This is a genomic window from Biformimicrobium ophioploci (genome assembly GCF_030270605.1).
Classification (GTDB): Bacteria; Pseudomonadota; Gammaproteobacteria; order Pseudomonadales; family Cellvibrionaceae; genus Biformimicrobium; species Biformimicrobium ophioploci.
Genome location: NZ_BSYJ01000002.1, coordinates 113,225 through 127,023 on the forward strand (window position 1 = coordinate 113,225; position 13,799 = coordinate 127,023).

11 protein-coding genes are annotated in these 13,799 nt (G+C 60.9%); 10 read left to right on the forward strand and 1 reads right to left on the reverse strand.

Translation table 11 applies throughout. The annotated features are described in order from the left end of the window. Positions 1-7: 7 nt before the first annotated feature. From QSJ80_RS03955 to QSJ80_RS04000, 10 genes are read left to right on the forward strand one after another with little or no spacing between them, the layout of a single operon-like run. Positions 8-946: an ROK family protein gene (locus QSJ80_RS03955; protein ID WP_285762991.1), complete on the forward strand. Its 939-nt coding sequence runs from the start codon at positions 8-10 to the stop codon at positions 944-946. Beyond that, the gene (locus tag QSJ80_RS03960) at positions 943-1,812 is read left to right on the forward strand and encodes a carbohydrate ABC transporter permease (RefSeq protein WP_285762992.1); all 870 of its coding nucleotides are present in this window, start codon (positions 943-945) and stop codon (positions 1,810-1,812) included. Before QSJ80_RS03955 ends, QSJ80_RS03960 begins: the two co-directional genes overlap by 4 nt. Beyond that, positions 1,809-2,636, forward strand: coding sequence for a carbohydrate ABC transporter permease (locus QSJ80_RS03965; RefSeq protein WP_285762993.1), 828 nt, complete (start codon positions 1,809-1,811; stop codon positions 2,634-2,636). The genes QSJ80_RS03960 and QSJ80_RS03965 overlap by 4 nt, the downstream gene beginning before the upstream one ends. After that, on the forward strand, positions 2,633-5,281 hold the full coding sequence (locus QSJ80_RS03970; protein WP_285762994.1) for a glycoside hydrolase family 38 N-terminal domain-containing protein: 2,649 nt from the start codon (positions 2,633-2,635) through the stop codon (positions 5,279-5,281). The genes QSJ80_RS03965 and QSJ80_RS03970 overlap by 4 nt, the downstream gene beginning before the upstream one ends. Continuing rightward, a complete protein-coding gene (locus QSJ80_RS03975) occupies positions 5,271-6,794 on the forward strand; it encodes a DUF4127 family protein (protein WP_285762995.1) in 1,524 nt (507 codons plus the stop codon). Before QSJ80_RS03970 ends, QSJ80_RS03975 begins: the two co-directional genes overlap by 11 nt. Further along, entirely contained in the window at positions 6,791-8,401 is a 1,611-nt protein-coding gene (locus QSJ80_RS03980) for an FAD-dependent oxidoreductase (RefSeq protein ID WP_285762996.1), read from the forward strand. The genes QSJ80_RS03975 and QSJ80_RS03980 overlap by 4 nt, the downstream gene beginning before the upstream one ends. Further along, positions 8,389-9,441, forward strand: coding sequence for an ABC transporter ATP-binding protein (locus QSJ80_RS03985; protein ID WP_285762997.1), 1,053 nt, complete (start codon positions 8,389-8,391; stop codon positions 9,439-9,441). Before QSJ80_RS03980 ends, QSJ80_RS03985 begins: the two co-directional genes overlap by 13 nt. Position 9,442: 1 nt before the next feature. Further along, positions 9,443-10,582: a glycoside hydrolase family 10-like protein gene (locus QSJ80_RS03990; protein ID WP_285762998.1), complete on the forward strand. Its 1,140-nt coding sequence runs from the start codon at positions 9,443-9,445 to the stop codon at positions 10,580-10,582. A gap of 33 nt (positions 10,583-10,615) precedes the next feature. Further along, positions 10,616-11,617, forward strand: coding sequence for a carbohydrate kinase family protein (locus QSJ80_RS03995; protein ID WP_285762999.1), 1,002 nt, complete (start codon positions 10,616-10,618; stop codon positions 11,615-11,617). Continuing rightward, positions 11,614-12,807: an AGE family epimerase/isomerase gene (locus tag QSJ80_RS04000; protein ID WP_285763000.1), complete on the forward strand. Its 1,194-nt coding sequence runs from the start codon at positions 11,614-11,616 to the stop codon at positions 12,805-12,807. The genes QSJ80_RS03995 and QSJ80_RS04000 overlap by 4 nt, the downstream gene beginning before the upstream one ends. Here the strand turns inward: QSJ80_RS04000 and QSJ80_RS04005 are convergent. Then, a complete protein-coding gene (locus QSJ80_RS04005) occupies positions 12,801-13,796 on the reverse strand; it encodes a fatty acid desaturase family protein (RefSeq protein ID WP_285763001.1) in 996 nt (331 codons plus the stop codon). The two genes, QSJ80_RS04000 and QSJ80_RS04005, sit on opposite strands and share 7 nt — an antisense overlap. Between the last annotated feature and the right edge of the window lie 3 nt (positions 13,797-13,799).

A 13,799-nucleotide genomic window follows, 5' to 3' on the forward strand; every position in this document is an offset into this window, starting at 1 on the left:
CGCAAATATGAGCAAGCAACCGGTATTTGTTGCGCTGGACCTCGGCGGTACCAAAATCCGCGGTGGCCTTTTCGACGGTGGCAACACCTGTATCGGGCACAAGCAGGTGCCGGCCAATGCGGCCGGGGGGCGGGATACGGTACTGGCAGCACTGGAGTCCCTGACCGCAGATTTGTTGCAGGAAGCGCGGGTCGCGGAGCTTCCCGTGGCGGCAATCGGGGTATCCAGTGCGGGTGTCATAGACCCGGTCACCGGTGTGGTACTGGATGCGACAGATTCGATACCGGGCTGGAAGGGCACCGATATTGCCGGTTACCTGCAGGGCCGGTTTGACCTGCCAGTGGCTGTGGAGAACGATGTGAAGGCCGCGCTCCTCGGCGAGCTGAATGCAGCCGGAGGCACCGCTGATCCTGCCGAGCGGACGGTCATGCTGACGCTCGGAACCGGCCTTGGCGGTGCCGTGAGCGAGGGCGGTGTAATAGTGGCGGGCAGAAACCATGTTGCCGGGCACTTTGGGCGTTTGCTGGTGCCTGACCCACGCGAGGCGGGCGCGTTTGCGCCGCTCGAGTCCAGCCTGTCCGGGACGGGGCTAATGAATACTGGCAACCGTATCGCGCAGGGCGAGCGCTTCGTGAGCGGCCGGCATGTTTTGCAGTCGACACACAAGGGTGACGCCATTGCTACGGCGGCGGTGACGCAGTTCTGCAAGTTACTGGCGCTGACGGTGCACAACGTTTACTGGGCACTGGACCCTGATCGCGTGATTATCGGTGGCGGCCTGGTGGAGTCCAATAGCGACTGGTGGTCACAATTTATTGGCTATCTTGCACAGCACAAATTGCCGGTAAAGGTAGAGCAGGCACACCTTGGCAATGATGCAGGTATTTACGGCGCGGCCAGGATTGCACGCATGCATGTTGCTGCCGGGGCGGAATTGCCGGCATGAAAAACTCGACACTTGCCCAGTTGACTCCGTACCTGTTTCTTGTGCCGGCGTGTGCCATTATCGGTGCCTTTGTGCTCTACCCGTTATTGCATGCCATCGGCGCAAGCCTTACCGAATACAACATGATCACCGAGTCTCGTTTTGTCGGGATCGATAATTATGAAAAACTCGCGCAGGACCCTTTTTTCTGGAATAGCCTGCGCAATACCCTGCTGTACCTCGTAATGGTTGTGCCGGTGCTGGTCATCGCGCCAATTTTTCTCGCGCTGCTGGTCAACAAGGCCATCGCCGGGGTGAAAATCTTCCGCGCGATTTTCTATCTGCCGGTTATTACCTCGCTGGTGGTCACCGGTCTGATCTGGAAATGGGTCTACGAAGAGCAGGGCATCCTCAATTACTTCCTGATCAATACCGGTATTACCGATGATCCGGTTGCGTTCCTGACCGACCCGGCCAATGCCCTGTTTGCGGTGATGGCCGTGACGATATGGACCGGCCTCGGTTACTACATGGTGATCTACCTGGCGGGACTGCAGTCCATTCCCCGTCATCTTTACGAAGCTGCGGAAGTCGAGGGAATTTCCAAATGGCAGCAGACCCTGCATATCACTATTCCGCTGCTGAAACCTTCGATCGCCATTGTCGCAGTGATGTCCTCTATTGCGGCCATGAAAGTGTTCGAGGAAGTGTATGTGATGACCAATGGTGGTCCGCTGGACTCCACCAAGACGCTGGTGTATTTCATCTACCAGAGCGCGTTCGAGGAGTTTGAAATGGGCTACGCCTCCGCCGCCGGCGTGGTGCTGTTCGTCCTGACGCTGGGGCTCTCCATCCTGAACCTGTTTGTGCTGAGGAAAGGCAAGTGAAGGTGCGCTTACTACCGCTGCTGCTGCGCTATCTGGGGCTGCTACTGGTGGCATTCGTGACAGTCGGGCCGTTTCTGTGGCTGTTGTCGACCGCACTCAAGTCCGGTGCGGAGAATATCTTTGCCTATCCGCCACAATTCCTCCCGCAGCAACCCACCCTCGATAATTTCGCCAGGGTGCTGGAGAGCCAGCCTTTCCTGCTGTATCTGAAAAACAGTGTGCTGGTGGCCGCATTGTCGGTTACCGCGAACCTGCTGTTTGCTTCCCTCGCTGCCTACCCATTGGCGCGTATGGATTTCCACGGCAAGCAGTTGATCTTCCTGGTACTGCTCAGCTCCATGATGATTCCGTTCCAGCTGCTGATGATTCCGGTGTATAACCTGGCCATCGGGCTCGGCCTGCAGAATTCCTATCTGGGCCTCGTGTTGCCCCATGCCTGTACCGCTTTCGGCGTATTCCTGATGCGACAGGCATTTCTGGGTATCCCGCGTGCGCTTGAGGAAAATGCCATGATCGAGGGGCTCAACCGCCTGCAGATCTGGTGGTATGTGCTGCTGCCGCTGGTAAAGCCGTCACTCGCGACTCTGGCGGTGTTCAGCTTTATCGCGGTTTGGGGCGACTTCCTGTGGCCGCTGATCATCCTCGACGACCCGGCGTTCTATACCCTGCCGCTGGGTGTCAACCGGCTGGCCAATACATTCTCCATGGATTGGCGTCTGGTAGCGGCGGGCGCAATCTTTTCGATACTGCCAATCCTGGCGGTATTCCTGTTCAGTCAGAAATATTTTATTGAAGGTGCCATGCGCGGGGCGGTGAAGGGATGAGTGGCGAAGGACCGGGCATTGCAGGCATGAGCCGAAAGGTTTCTGTCATCGTGCAGACACACTGGGACCGGGAGTGGTATTACCCGCACCAGCAGTTTATCGGGCGCCTGCTCCGTGTTATGGCCCAGGTGGTGGAGCAGCTCGATAGCGGGCAGCTGCAGTATTTCCTGTTCGATGGCCAGGTATCGGCGATCGAGGACTTCTACGCGCATGCCGAGGAAGGGCTTGCGGCGCGGGTGGCGGAATATGTGCGTACGGGACGGATTGCCATTGGCCCATGGTTTGTCGCCGCCGACGAGTTCCTGTGTGCCGGTGAGTCGCTGGTACGCAACCTGGAACTTGGCCAGCGCCGGGCCAGGTTGCTGGATGGTGGCCAGCAGGTAGGATACCTGCCGGATACTTTCGGGCATATCTCGCAGATGCCGCAGTTACTATCCGGTTTCGGAATCAGCAATGCCGTTGCCTGGCGCGGAGTCGCAGGGGAAAGTTCGGAGGTTATCTGGCGCGCGCCAGATGGTAGCGAGGTAATGCTGGTGGTTCTTACTGAAGGCTACTACCAGCACCCGTTCAACACGGAAGACTGGCGTGTGAACCTGGAAAGTTACCTTGCCCGCATAGAGCCGCGCAGTAACGGTGGCCCGCTGTTATTGACCCAGGGAGGCGACCACCTGATGGCGCCGGAACACCTGCAGGATCGTATCGACCAGTACAACGCGGGCCAGAACCGCTACCGGCTGACGCAGGATACCCTTACCGGTTATATCGATGCACTGGTTACTGACCATAATGCCCTGCCGCGTATTGATGGTGAGCTGCGTGCCAATGCGCGCGCATTTGTATTGCCCGATGTGCTGTCCACGCGCCAGTACCTGAAGGAGGCCAACCAGAGGCTGGAAGATCACCTGGCCGGGCTGGTGGAGCCGTTGCTGGCGGTGGCCCTACCCCTGCCCCGGGACCAGCACTATCCGGCGCGCTATCTGGAAAAAACCTGGCAATTGCTGCTTGAGCAGCATGCGCATGATTCGATCTGTGGTTGCAGCGTGGATGAAGTACACCGCGAGATGGTCGTGCGTTTCAGTCAGCTGCAGCAGCGCCTGCAGGTGCTGGAACAAAATGCACAGCTGGCGCTCGGCATGCTGGGAAATCGCACGGACCTCGGTCGTCAGGGGGATGCACCGGACCCGTTTGCCGATGACAGTCGCTGCACCCTGTTCAACTCCTCGCCGAAACCTTTCTCCGGTTGGATGCAGCAGAGCGTGTTTATCAGCGGTGCGCGTGCAGAAGATCTAGAGGTGTTTGACAGCCAGGGCAGAAAGCTCGAGAACCATACCCTGAATGCAACTGAAGCGCAGGAGTTCCATTCACCGATCGATGACTTCCCCGATATGGTCTCGGGCTGCCAGTACGAACTGGCTATTCACGCCGAGCTGGGGGGCCTGGAACTACAGCCCCTGGTTGTGCGTAAGGCGGCAAAAGCCAGTGCCCCGGCAGTGCCAGTGCGGGACACCATCGAGAACCGCTATTACCAGCTGCGGGTGGATGAAAATGCCGGCCTGCAACTGCGCGACAAGGCTTCCGGTGAGGTCTATGCCGGCCTGTTCGGCATCGTGAGCGAGCTGGATGGTGGCGATACCTATAATTTTTCACCGGCAGGCGCTGATCGCTTTGCGGCAAGGATTGCCGGCTGGCATGTGAGCGGCGGCGAAAGCGGACCGCAACATGTGCGCCTGGAGCTTGTACTGGAGCAGCCCGCCGGGCTGGATGTCGACCGTCGGGGCCCGGCGCAGGAACGGGTACGCAGCCATGGCGAGATGCTGGTGACACTGCTGCCGGATGATGCGCTGATCCGTTGCCGGTTAAATTGGCACAACGAGGCACGGGACCAGCGCTTGCGTCTGCATATTCCTCTGCAGAAAAACGTCAGGGCAAGCGCCTCGGATACGGCATTCGACTGGGTGCAGCGGCAGAAGGTGTATGCCAGCGATGCGGAAGTAAACGGCCAGCAAGAGTCTCCCGTGGCCGTGAACCCGTCTTATTCGGCAATCAAGGCCGCTGACGCAGGGTTTGTACACCGCGGCCTGCAGGAATACGAGATCCTTTGTGGCGAGTCCGGTTGCGGTGACACCCTCGGTGTGACGCTGTTGCGCAGTGTCGGCTGGCTTTCGCGTCGCGACCTGAAAACCCGCGGCCTCGGGGCCGGGCCGGACCTGGCCACGCCGGAAGCACAGTGCCTCGGCGAGCACGATTATCTTTTCGGCCTGGATCTGACTGACCCGCAGCCCCCGCAGCTTTTGAACCAGGCCAACAGCCTGCGACGTTCACCTCGCGTTTTGCGCGGTCATCCGCGCACTGAGCTTCACAGCCCCGGTATGCCTCGCCTCAACCTGCTAACCGAAGCACTACAGGTCAGCAGCCTGCGGCGTGTGAAGAGCGGTATCGAAGTTCGGGTCTGGAACCCGACCACACAGGACCTGAAAGCGGATTTCGGGGGTGCCTGGCCGCAGCGCACCGACCTCGCAGGGAACCGTACGGTGGGTGGCCTGCTCGTTGGCCCGCGCCAGATAGCGACCTTCCTGTTCTGCGATGAAGAGGCCGGCCACGGTGTGCAGGTAAATACAGGTGAAGAGGTACAGGATGGCCGCTAAGACAATCGTCGCGCTGCCGGTAGATGGCAGGCCGGTTACGCGTGAGCAGGTACAGATGCTGGCGCGTATCGCGGATTGCGAACTGGTGTGCCCGGCCGTCGAAGATCTGGGTTACTTTCGTGAACCCGCCAATCGCGAATTTCTCCGAAGCTGGGTCCTGGAGCATGCACCGGGTGCGGACGGCTTTATTTTTTCTATCGACATGCTGGTTTATGGGGGGCTGGTGCCGTCGCGTTTTGTCGAGGACGACTACGAAACCCTGCTCGGCTTTCTGGAGTTACTGCAAGAACTCCGTGCAGCATGGCCGGATAAACCGGTCTATGCCTTCTGCGCCACCATGCGCCTGTCGAACAACAATGAGAATGAAGAAGAAAAGCTCTACTGGTCTGAATATGGAGAGCTGATCTGGCAGTGGTCATTCTTCAGTGATCGCTACCAGTGCCTGCAGCAGGACGGTGACATGGGGGTTGCCGAGCGCGCTCGCGCGGCCATCCCTGCATCAGTGCGGGATGATTACCTGCGTACGCGCAAGAGAAATTTTTCTGTCACCTGCCGGGTGTTGGAGCTCGTCCGCGAAGGTGTTATCGACAGGCTGGTGCTTCCGCAGGACGATACCGCCGAGTACGGATTCAATATAGCCGAGCGGCGCACGCTGCAGTCCGTTATCGCAGGCATGGGGCTTGAGGATCGCGTACTGGTCTACCCGGGGGCGGACGAGGTGATCTATACCCTGCTGGCTTTCCAGCTGCAGGTCCTGGGCGTCGTCCACGCACCGCGTATCGTCCTGAGTCCGCATCATCCTGACGCTTTGGAACAAATGGTTGCGCGCTACGAGGACCGACCCGTGCTGGAATCCGTGCACTGCCAGCTGGCGGCAGCGGGCGCACTGGTGGCGGAGGGTATCGGGCAGGCCGATGTCGTGCTCGCGATCCATTGCCAGGGCAGTGGCCAGGGGGACTGGGCCATGGGCGGCGAGGTGGCGCCGGCGCTGGGCAACGACCCGGCATGGCTCCGGCAGCTTGCCGTGAGTGACAAACCGGTTGCGCTGCTGGACCTGGCTTATGCCAATGGCGGTGATCCGGCGCTGCTGGCAGAGCTCGCACTGGCCCCTGACGACCTGCTGGCTTACGCCGGCTGGAATACCGCCAGCAACAGTATCGGTAGCCTGGTGGCGCAGATATGTGTGGCACAGGGGCGCTGCGGGCCGGGGCAGGCGGGCCGCGTCCACAACCGGCACCTGCTTGCCACCCGACTGCTGGACGACTACCTGTATCAGTCCGGCCTGCGCGGAAAATTGCGTGCAGGCATTGATGAGCGGTGTTGCAGCCCAGAGCAGTTGCTGCAAAGACTGCGGGCGCTTTATCCGGGCACGGCGCGCCAGTGGCTGCAGGAGCAGGGTTTTTGCGATATCGAATTGCGGGATGTGTACCTGCCCTGGCGGCGCAGCTTTGAAATTGGCCTGCGTACGGAGATCGTTGAGCGTCAATCACAGCAGGCGGGGGTGCCGGCGTGAAACCGTTGACCACACAGGCGGCCGTGATTGGTGCAAGCCTCGGTGGCTGCCTTGCCGCCTACCAGCTGGCGCGCCAGGGGGTGGATACCATCCTCACCAGCGAGTTCCCCTGGATAGGCGGGCAGCTGACCAGCCAGGGCGTGCCGCCGGACGAGCACCGCTATATCGAGTCTTTCGGGGCCAGTGCCAGTTACCTGGCTTTTCGCAACGCAATCCGGTCGGTATACCGGAATGATCCGGACTTTATCGATAACAGCGTGATGACCGAGGGACTGAATCCCGGTGATGGCTGGGTGAGCCGGCTCTGTTTCGAGCCGCGCCACGCTGAAGAATACCTCCGTACTCTGCTGGCTCCCTATATCGAAAGTGGCCGCTTGCAACTGCTGGAGCGTGCGGTGCCGGTGGGCGCACATCGGAGCGGTGACTGTATCGAGTCGGTTACTGTGTTGCACGGTACGGCCGGGAACACAAATATCGAGATCCGAGCGGACTATTTCCTGGACGGCACAGACACCGGGGAACTGCTCGCGTTACTGGAGTTGCCCTACCGGCTTGGCAAGGAGAGCAGGGCAGAGTTTGGTGAGTTACAGGCACCAGATCAGGCAAACCCGGCAGACCAGCAGCCCATCACCCATGTGGTCGCGCTGCAGAAAGTACCGGCTGGCGCGGAGCGCCCGGTGGCCACACCTGCCGCCTATGATTTCTGGCGGGCACATGTCCTGCCGCATTACGGACACCCGATTTTTAGCGAGGAAATTCCGGGTGGAGAAGGCTTTACCCGGGTACGCCTGCCGCTGTTTGGCGAGGGCGAGACACTGGACCTGTGGCGCTACCGGCGGGTGGTTGCCGGGCACAACTGGCGTGATGCGTGTGCGGATATAAGTCTCGTCAACTGGGCGCAAAATGATTTTGCCCTACAGCCGCTGCTCGACGGCAAGCATAAAACCGAAGCCGAGGTGCTTTCTGCAGCGCGCGAGCTTTCCCTGTGCCTGGTGTACTGGCTGCAGAATCACGCACCGCGCAGCAGTGTGGGCGAGCCGGGCGAAGGCTTTCCGGAGCTCGCACTGGCGCCCGCCGTGCTGGGTACCGAAGACGGCTTCGCGCAACAGGTCTATGTGCGTGAGTCGCGCCGCATCATCGGCCTGGAAACCCTGCACCAGGAACATATTCGTGCGCGCTATGACGGGGACACGCAGCCGGCAACGTTTGAGAATAGCGTTGGCATAGGGCTGTACAACATGGATATCCATCCCACCTGCGATTCCTATATGGGCTCCAACGCCCGCGTGCGGCCGTTTGAATTGCCGTTGGGCATCTTTATCCCGCGTGATGCACGCAACCTGCTGCCGGCGTGCAAGAACATCAGCGTGACACACCTGGTCAATGCGGCGACCCGGGTGCACCCGATTGAGTGGCTGGTGGGGGAGGTTGCCGGCCTGCTGGCGGCGTTCTGCCTGCACCGGGGCAGGCGCCCGCATGAGGTGCATGTCCGGCCGGAATTCCGTGAGAGGCTGCAGGAACTGCTGCATGACAGCGGTATTCCAATCCACTGGCCGCAGCATTTACACCGCAACAATGAACAGGAGGCAACCGAATGTCAGGATTAACGCTGGCTTCTGTGACGAAAAAATTTGGGGATGTCCCCACCATCAAGGGTGTCGACCTGGAGGTGGCCCCGGGGGAATTCGTTGTCTTCGTGGGCCCTTCCGGCTGCGGCAAGTCCACATTGCTGCGGATGATTTCGGGGCTTGAAAGCGTAACTACCGGGCAGGTGCATATCGGCGGGCGCGATGTTACCGGGTTACCGCCAAGCGAGCGCAGGATCGCCATGGTGTTCCAGTCCTATGCCCTGTATCCGCACATGACAGCGGAGCAGAACCTGCGCTTTGGCATGCGTATGCGCGGGGTCGCCGCCGATGTGATTGACAGCAAGGTAGCGCATGCGGTGGACGTGTTGCAGTTGCAACCCTACCTGCAACGGAAGCCGGGGGAACTGTCCGGCGGACAGTGCCAGCGCGTGGCGATTGGCCGGGCGATGGTACAGGACCCGGATATCTTCCTGTTCGACGAGCCGCTGTCGAACCTGGACGCGGAACTGCGGGTGAAGATGCGTGCGGAAATCGCCGACCTGCACCGCCGCCTCGGCGCAACCATGATCTATGTGACCCACGACCAGACCGAGGCGCTGACCCTGGCAGACCGGATCGTGGTGTTGAATGATGGTGTGGTGGAGCAGGTGGGTGCGCCTATGGCGCTTTACCAGAACCCGGCCAATCGGTTTGTGGCAGGGTTTATCGGTTCACCGCGGATGAATTTTCTCGCAGGCGATGTTGCCGGCGTGCCAGGCGCGCACGAAATCGGCATACGCCCGGAACATGTAAAGCTGGTCGCGGATGGGCCACTGCAAGCTGAGGTCCACGGGGTGGAGCAACTCGGCGCTATGGCGTACCTGCACTGCCGCCTGGGCGATCAGGAGGTCTGCGTGCAGACAGCGGGACTTGCCCTGCCGCGACGGGGCGAGCGGGTGCAACTGGCGTTGCCGCCGGAGCACCTCTATGCATTCGACAGGGACGGCCGCACGATTTCCGAGCCGAAGGCATTTCCGGATTGCCCGGTGGGCCAGGTACAGACAGCAACGGTGAGTTGAAATGAGAGCAATAGGCTATTTTTTCCTGCTGCTGTTGTTCGCAGCGCAGGGCGCAGCGGCTGACAAGGCGCTTCCGGAAGCGGTGCGCGGCGTATGGCTGACCAATGTCGCCAGCGACGTACTGTACAGCCGCGAGGGTATCGAGGAGGCGGTGGCCCTGTGTGATGAGCTCGGTATCAACACCATCTTTGTGGTCACCTGGAACAAGGGCATGACCCTGTACCCGTCGGACGTGATGGCATCCTTTACCGGCGTTGCGATGGACCCAGCGCTCGACCCCGAGGGTCGCGGGCGTGACCCTTTGCAGGAGGTGATCGATGCCGCTCATGCTCGGGGTATCAAGGTGTTTGCATGGTTCGAGTTTGGATTTTCCTCATCCCACCAGCAGGGCGGTGGTGAGATCGCCCGAATCAAACCGCACTGGCGCGCGCTGAATGCCAATGGTGAGCTCGTCACCAAGAATGGCTTCGACTGGCTGAATGCGCTGGATCCGGAAGTGCAGCAATTCATGTCGTCCCTGGTGCTGGAAGTGGTGCGCAACTATGACATCGATGGGGTTCAGGGGGATGACCGCCTCCCGGCGATGCCGTCGGAAGGTGGCTACAATCCGGCGGTAGTTGCACGCTATAGTGCGCAGCACGGCGGTGCACTGCCACCCGGTGACAGCAAGGAACCGGGCTGGCTGGCCTGGCGCGCAGGTATCCTCAACGATTATGCGGCCAGCCTCTACCGCGAAGTAAAAGCGATTGATCCACAGGTGACCGTTTCATTCGCGCCCTCGGTGTTCCCCTGGTCGCTGGAGCAGTATCTGCAGGACTGGCCACAGTGGCTGCAGGCGGGCTCCGTGGACCTTTTGATTCCCCAGGTATACCGGCATGACCTTGGCGCCTACAGAGGCACACTGGAAGCGACCCTGGCTTATGTGCCCGGCGCCGCACGTGAGAAATTTTCACCGGGCCTGCTGATCCGTGTTGGGGACCAGATGCCATCGCAGGAGTTTTTTGCCGGCATGCTGCAGGCAAACCGCGAGGCCGGTTTCCTGGGTGAAGTGTTCTTTTTCTATGAGGGGCTGCACCGCTTCAGGCGGCAGATCAAGGCTTCTTACGATGCGCAACCCGTGCGCTTTCCAGACGGGTTTTGATATTTGCAGCGAGTCCAGCAGCGGGAGTATTCGATGTTGAAAGTCATCTGTTTTGGTGAGGCGCTGGTAGACATGCTTTCGACCGGCAGCGATGGCGGCGCGCCGGAGCAGTTCCGTAAATTCCCGGGTGGTGCACCTGCCAATGCTGCAGTGGCCGTCGCCCGTCTTGGCGGCGCCGCCTGGTTTGCCGGCATGCTCGGTGAGGATATGTTCGGGCGCTTCCTGCATGATGCACTGCGGGATTACGGCGTGCGCACGGACTACGTGCGCTTTACCGGTGAAGCCAGGACCGGGCTCGCGTTTGTTTCACTGGACGCAGTGGGTGAGCGCAGCTTCGAATTTTACCGGCCGCCGGCAGCGGACCTGCTGTTCCGGAGTGAGCACCTGCCGGATACAGCCTTCACACGCGAAGGCATCCTGCATATCTGCTCCAACAGCCTCACCGAGCAGGGTATCGCGCAAGTCACAGAACAGCTGGTGCAGCGCGCCCGGGATAATGGCTGGCTTGTCAGTTTCGATGTGAACCTGCGCCACAATCTCTGGCCTGCGGGTACCGCGGACCGGGCGATAGTGCTGCGCCTGCTGAGGCAGGCGGATCTGGTCAAGATGAGCAGGGAAGAGCTGGATTATCTTGCCGAGGGCGATCCGGAATTTGTGAGCACGTTGTTGCGGCAAGGCGCGGCGCTGGTGCTGGTCACCGATGGTGCGCGGCCGCTGCACTGGTACAGTCACTGCGACCGGGGTGAGTTGCTGCCGCCGCAGGTGGATACGGTGGATACCACTGCAGCAGGCGATGCATTTGTGGGAGGCCTGATATACCAGCTTGCGCAACAGCGCGTTGGCGCACCGGCAATCCGAGCCTGGCTGGAATCCGATGCGCTCATGAGGGTGCTGCGCTTTGCCTGCGCCTGCGGAGCGCATGCGGCTTCCATGGAGGGTGCCTTTTCCTCCCTGCCCAACCAGCGATCGATCCGTGCGTTTGGATCCGCACTTTCCTGTGAGTTCGACTTTCCCAACGAAGAGAGACTGCCATGACACTGCCAGATTTTCGCAGCCCGGAATTCCTGCGTGACCACTGTGACCGCATCCTGGCGTTTTACCAGCCGAATGTGGTCGATACTGTCAACGGCGGGTTTCACCAGAATTTCCTCGACGATGGTTCGGTATTCGCTCCGGGCAGCAAGCACCTCGTCAGCTCGACCCGGATGATTTTCAATTACTGCAATGCCTATCGCCAGAGCGGTGAAGGCCGGTATCTGGAGCTGGCGCGGCACGGCCTGGATTTCCTGCGTACGGCGCACTGGGATGCTACGCGCCAGGGCTATCACTGGACGCTCAGGGGGCAGGCGCCCGATGACCAGACCAACCACTGCTACGGGCTGGCGTTTGTTGTGCTTGCGCTGTCGGCCTGTATTGAGTGCGGTATCGAATCTGCGCGCGACGACCTGTACCGCGCATGGACAATGCTCAATGAAAAGTTCTGGCAACCACAGTGCGGCCTCTATGCCGATGAGGCGACGCCGGATTGGCAGCAGCTGAGCAGCTATCGCGGGCAGAATGCCAATATGCACAGTTGCGAGGCGCTGCTGGCGGCCTATCGTGCCACCGGTGACGAAGCGTTCCTGCAGCGTGCCTACACGCTCGCGCATACAGTTGCGGTCACACTCGCAGACAAGGCCGACGGGCTGGTGTGGGAGCACTATACCGAGTCGCTCGACATCGACTGGGACTACAACCGGGACGACCCGAAAAATCTCTATCGGCCCTGGGGATTCCAGCCCGGGCACCAGACGGAGTGGGCCAAGCTGTTGCTGTTACTGCATCGCGAGCGCCCGGAGGGCTGGATGATCGAACGCGCACGCCAGCTTTTCGAGCGGGCACTGGAAACCTGCTGGGATTCGGCGCGGGGCGGCATCCTCTACGGCCACGCCCCGGACGGCAGTATCTGCGACGACGACAAGTACTTCTGGGTGCAGGCAGAGAGTTTTGCCGCTGCAGCCCTGCTGGCCGATGCCACCGGCGAGGAAATCTACTGGCAGTGGTACGACCGCATCTGGGCCTATAGTTGGGAACATTTTGTCGACCACGCACACGGTGCCTGGTACCGGGTGCTGGATCGCAACAACCGCAAGTATTCGCAGGAAAAAAGCACCGCGGGTGGCAAGTGTGACTACCACACGCTAGGGGCTTGCTGGGAAGTGCTGGCGCTTGTCAGCGATCAGTGAGCGGGGCTGGCCTGCCCGTTGACCAGTTCGCGGATCACCGCCGCGTAGCCGTCGGGTACGCGCACGTTTTCAAGGTAGCCACTATCGGCAAGTTTGCGGTGCAGGGCAGCCAGTCGGTAGCAGGGCACGCTCGGTAGCAGGTGGTGCTCCAGATGGAAATTGACAAAGTTTGGTGCAACCGTAAGTCGCTCCCACCATCGCGGCAAAACCGTACGCGTATGCTTGCGCGGGTCCGCATCCAGCAGGTCCGGCACGGCGCCGTGCTCCGCGGCGTTGCGCAGGCGTGAGAACACACTGAACAGGGTCAGGAATGCCAGCCACCAGACCCCGTAAAGCCACAGCAGGTCACTCAGCGCGAGCAGCGCCATGGCGATGCCGTGCAGCACCAGCGGCCGGTACAGGTTGCCCAGAAGGTTGCGGACGAACTGTGCCGCGGAAACCCGGTGGCGGTCTTTCGGCTTGTAGGACAGGTCGTAGTCCAGTACCCCGCCGTACATCAGTATGACGCCATACAGATTCTTGATGCCGGTGATGCCCAGCAGGTCCCGGGTTATCTTGCGCCGCAGGCTGGCGCGACTCACCGGGAAGTAACGGTAGTTGGGGTAGTCCGGGTCCCCGTCGGTGCCGGCCTTGCGATGGTGCTCCAGATGATAAGCGCGGTAAGCGTCGAGGTCGGTGAGGATAGGCGCTGCGCACAGCCAGCGGCCCAGGTTGCGGTTCTGGGCCCGGCTCTCAAAGAACACGCCGTGCGCACACTCGTGCATCAGTATCGCGAGGCCGAGCTGGCGCCCGGCAACAAGCACCAGCGCCAGTACAAAGGTCAGCGGGCTCGGTTGCCATGCGAGCAGGGCCATGGGGCCGACTACCAGAGCCCAGTTGCCCAGCAGGATCGATACTGCGCGTGTGTTGCTGCGTTGCAGTAGCGGCTGCAGGGCTTGTCGCGAGATTGGTCGCTGGCTGTCGCCGTCGTGCGTGCCCGGGGAAACCATGGT

What these genes read in the sequence shown, in the direction of transcription:
- QSJ80_RS03955 (WP_285762991.1), top strand. Translation starts at nt 8, where the DNA reads ATGAGCAAGCAACCGGTATTTGTTGCGCTGGACCTCGGCGGTACCAAA.
- QSJ80_RS03960 (WP_285762992.1), top strand. Translation starts at nt 943, where the DNA reads ATGAAAAACTCGACACTTGCCCAGTTGACTCCGTACCTGTTTCTTGTG.
- QSJ80_RS03970 (WP_285762994.1), top strand. Translation starts at nt 2,633, where the DNA reads ATGAGTGGCGAAGGACCGGGCATTGCAGGCATGAGCCGAAAGGTTTCT.
- QSJ80_RS03975 (WP_285762995.1), top strand. Translation starts at nt 5,271, where the DNA reads ATGGCCGCTAAGACAATCGTCGCGCTGCCGGTAGATGGCAGGCCGGTT.
- QSJ80_RS03985 (WP_285762997.1), top strand. Translation starts at nt 8,389, where the DNA reads ATGTCAGGATTAACGCTGGCTTCTGTGACGAAAAAATTTGGGGATGTC.
- QSJ80_RS03990 (WP_285762998.1), top strand. Translation starts at nt 9,443, where the DNA reads ATGAGAGCAATAGGCTATTTTTTCCTGCTGCTGTTGTTCGCAGCGCAG.
- QSJ80_RS03995 (WP_285762999.1), top strand. Translation starts at nt 10,616, where the DNA reads ATGTTGAAAGTCATCTGTTTTGGTGAGGCGCTGGTAGACATGCTTTCG.
- QSJ80_RS04000 (WP_285763000.1), top strand. Translation starts at nt 11,614, where the DNA reads ATGACACTGCCAGATTTTCGCAGCCCGGAATTCCTGCGTGACCACTGT.
- QSJ80_RS04005 (WP_285763001.1), bottom strand. Translation starts at nt 13,796, where the DNA reads ATGGTTTCCCCGGGCACGCACGACGGCGACAGCCAGCGACCAATCTCG.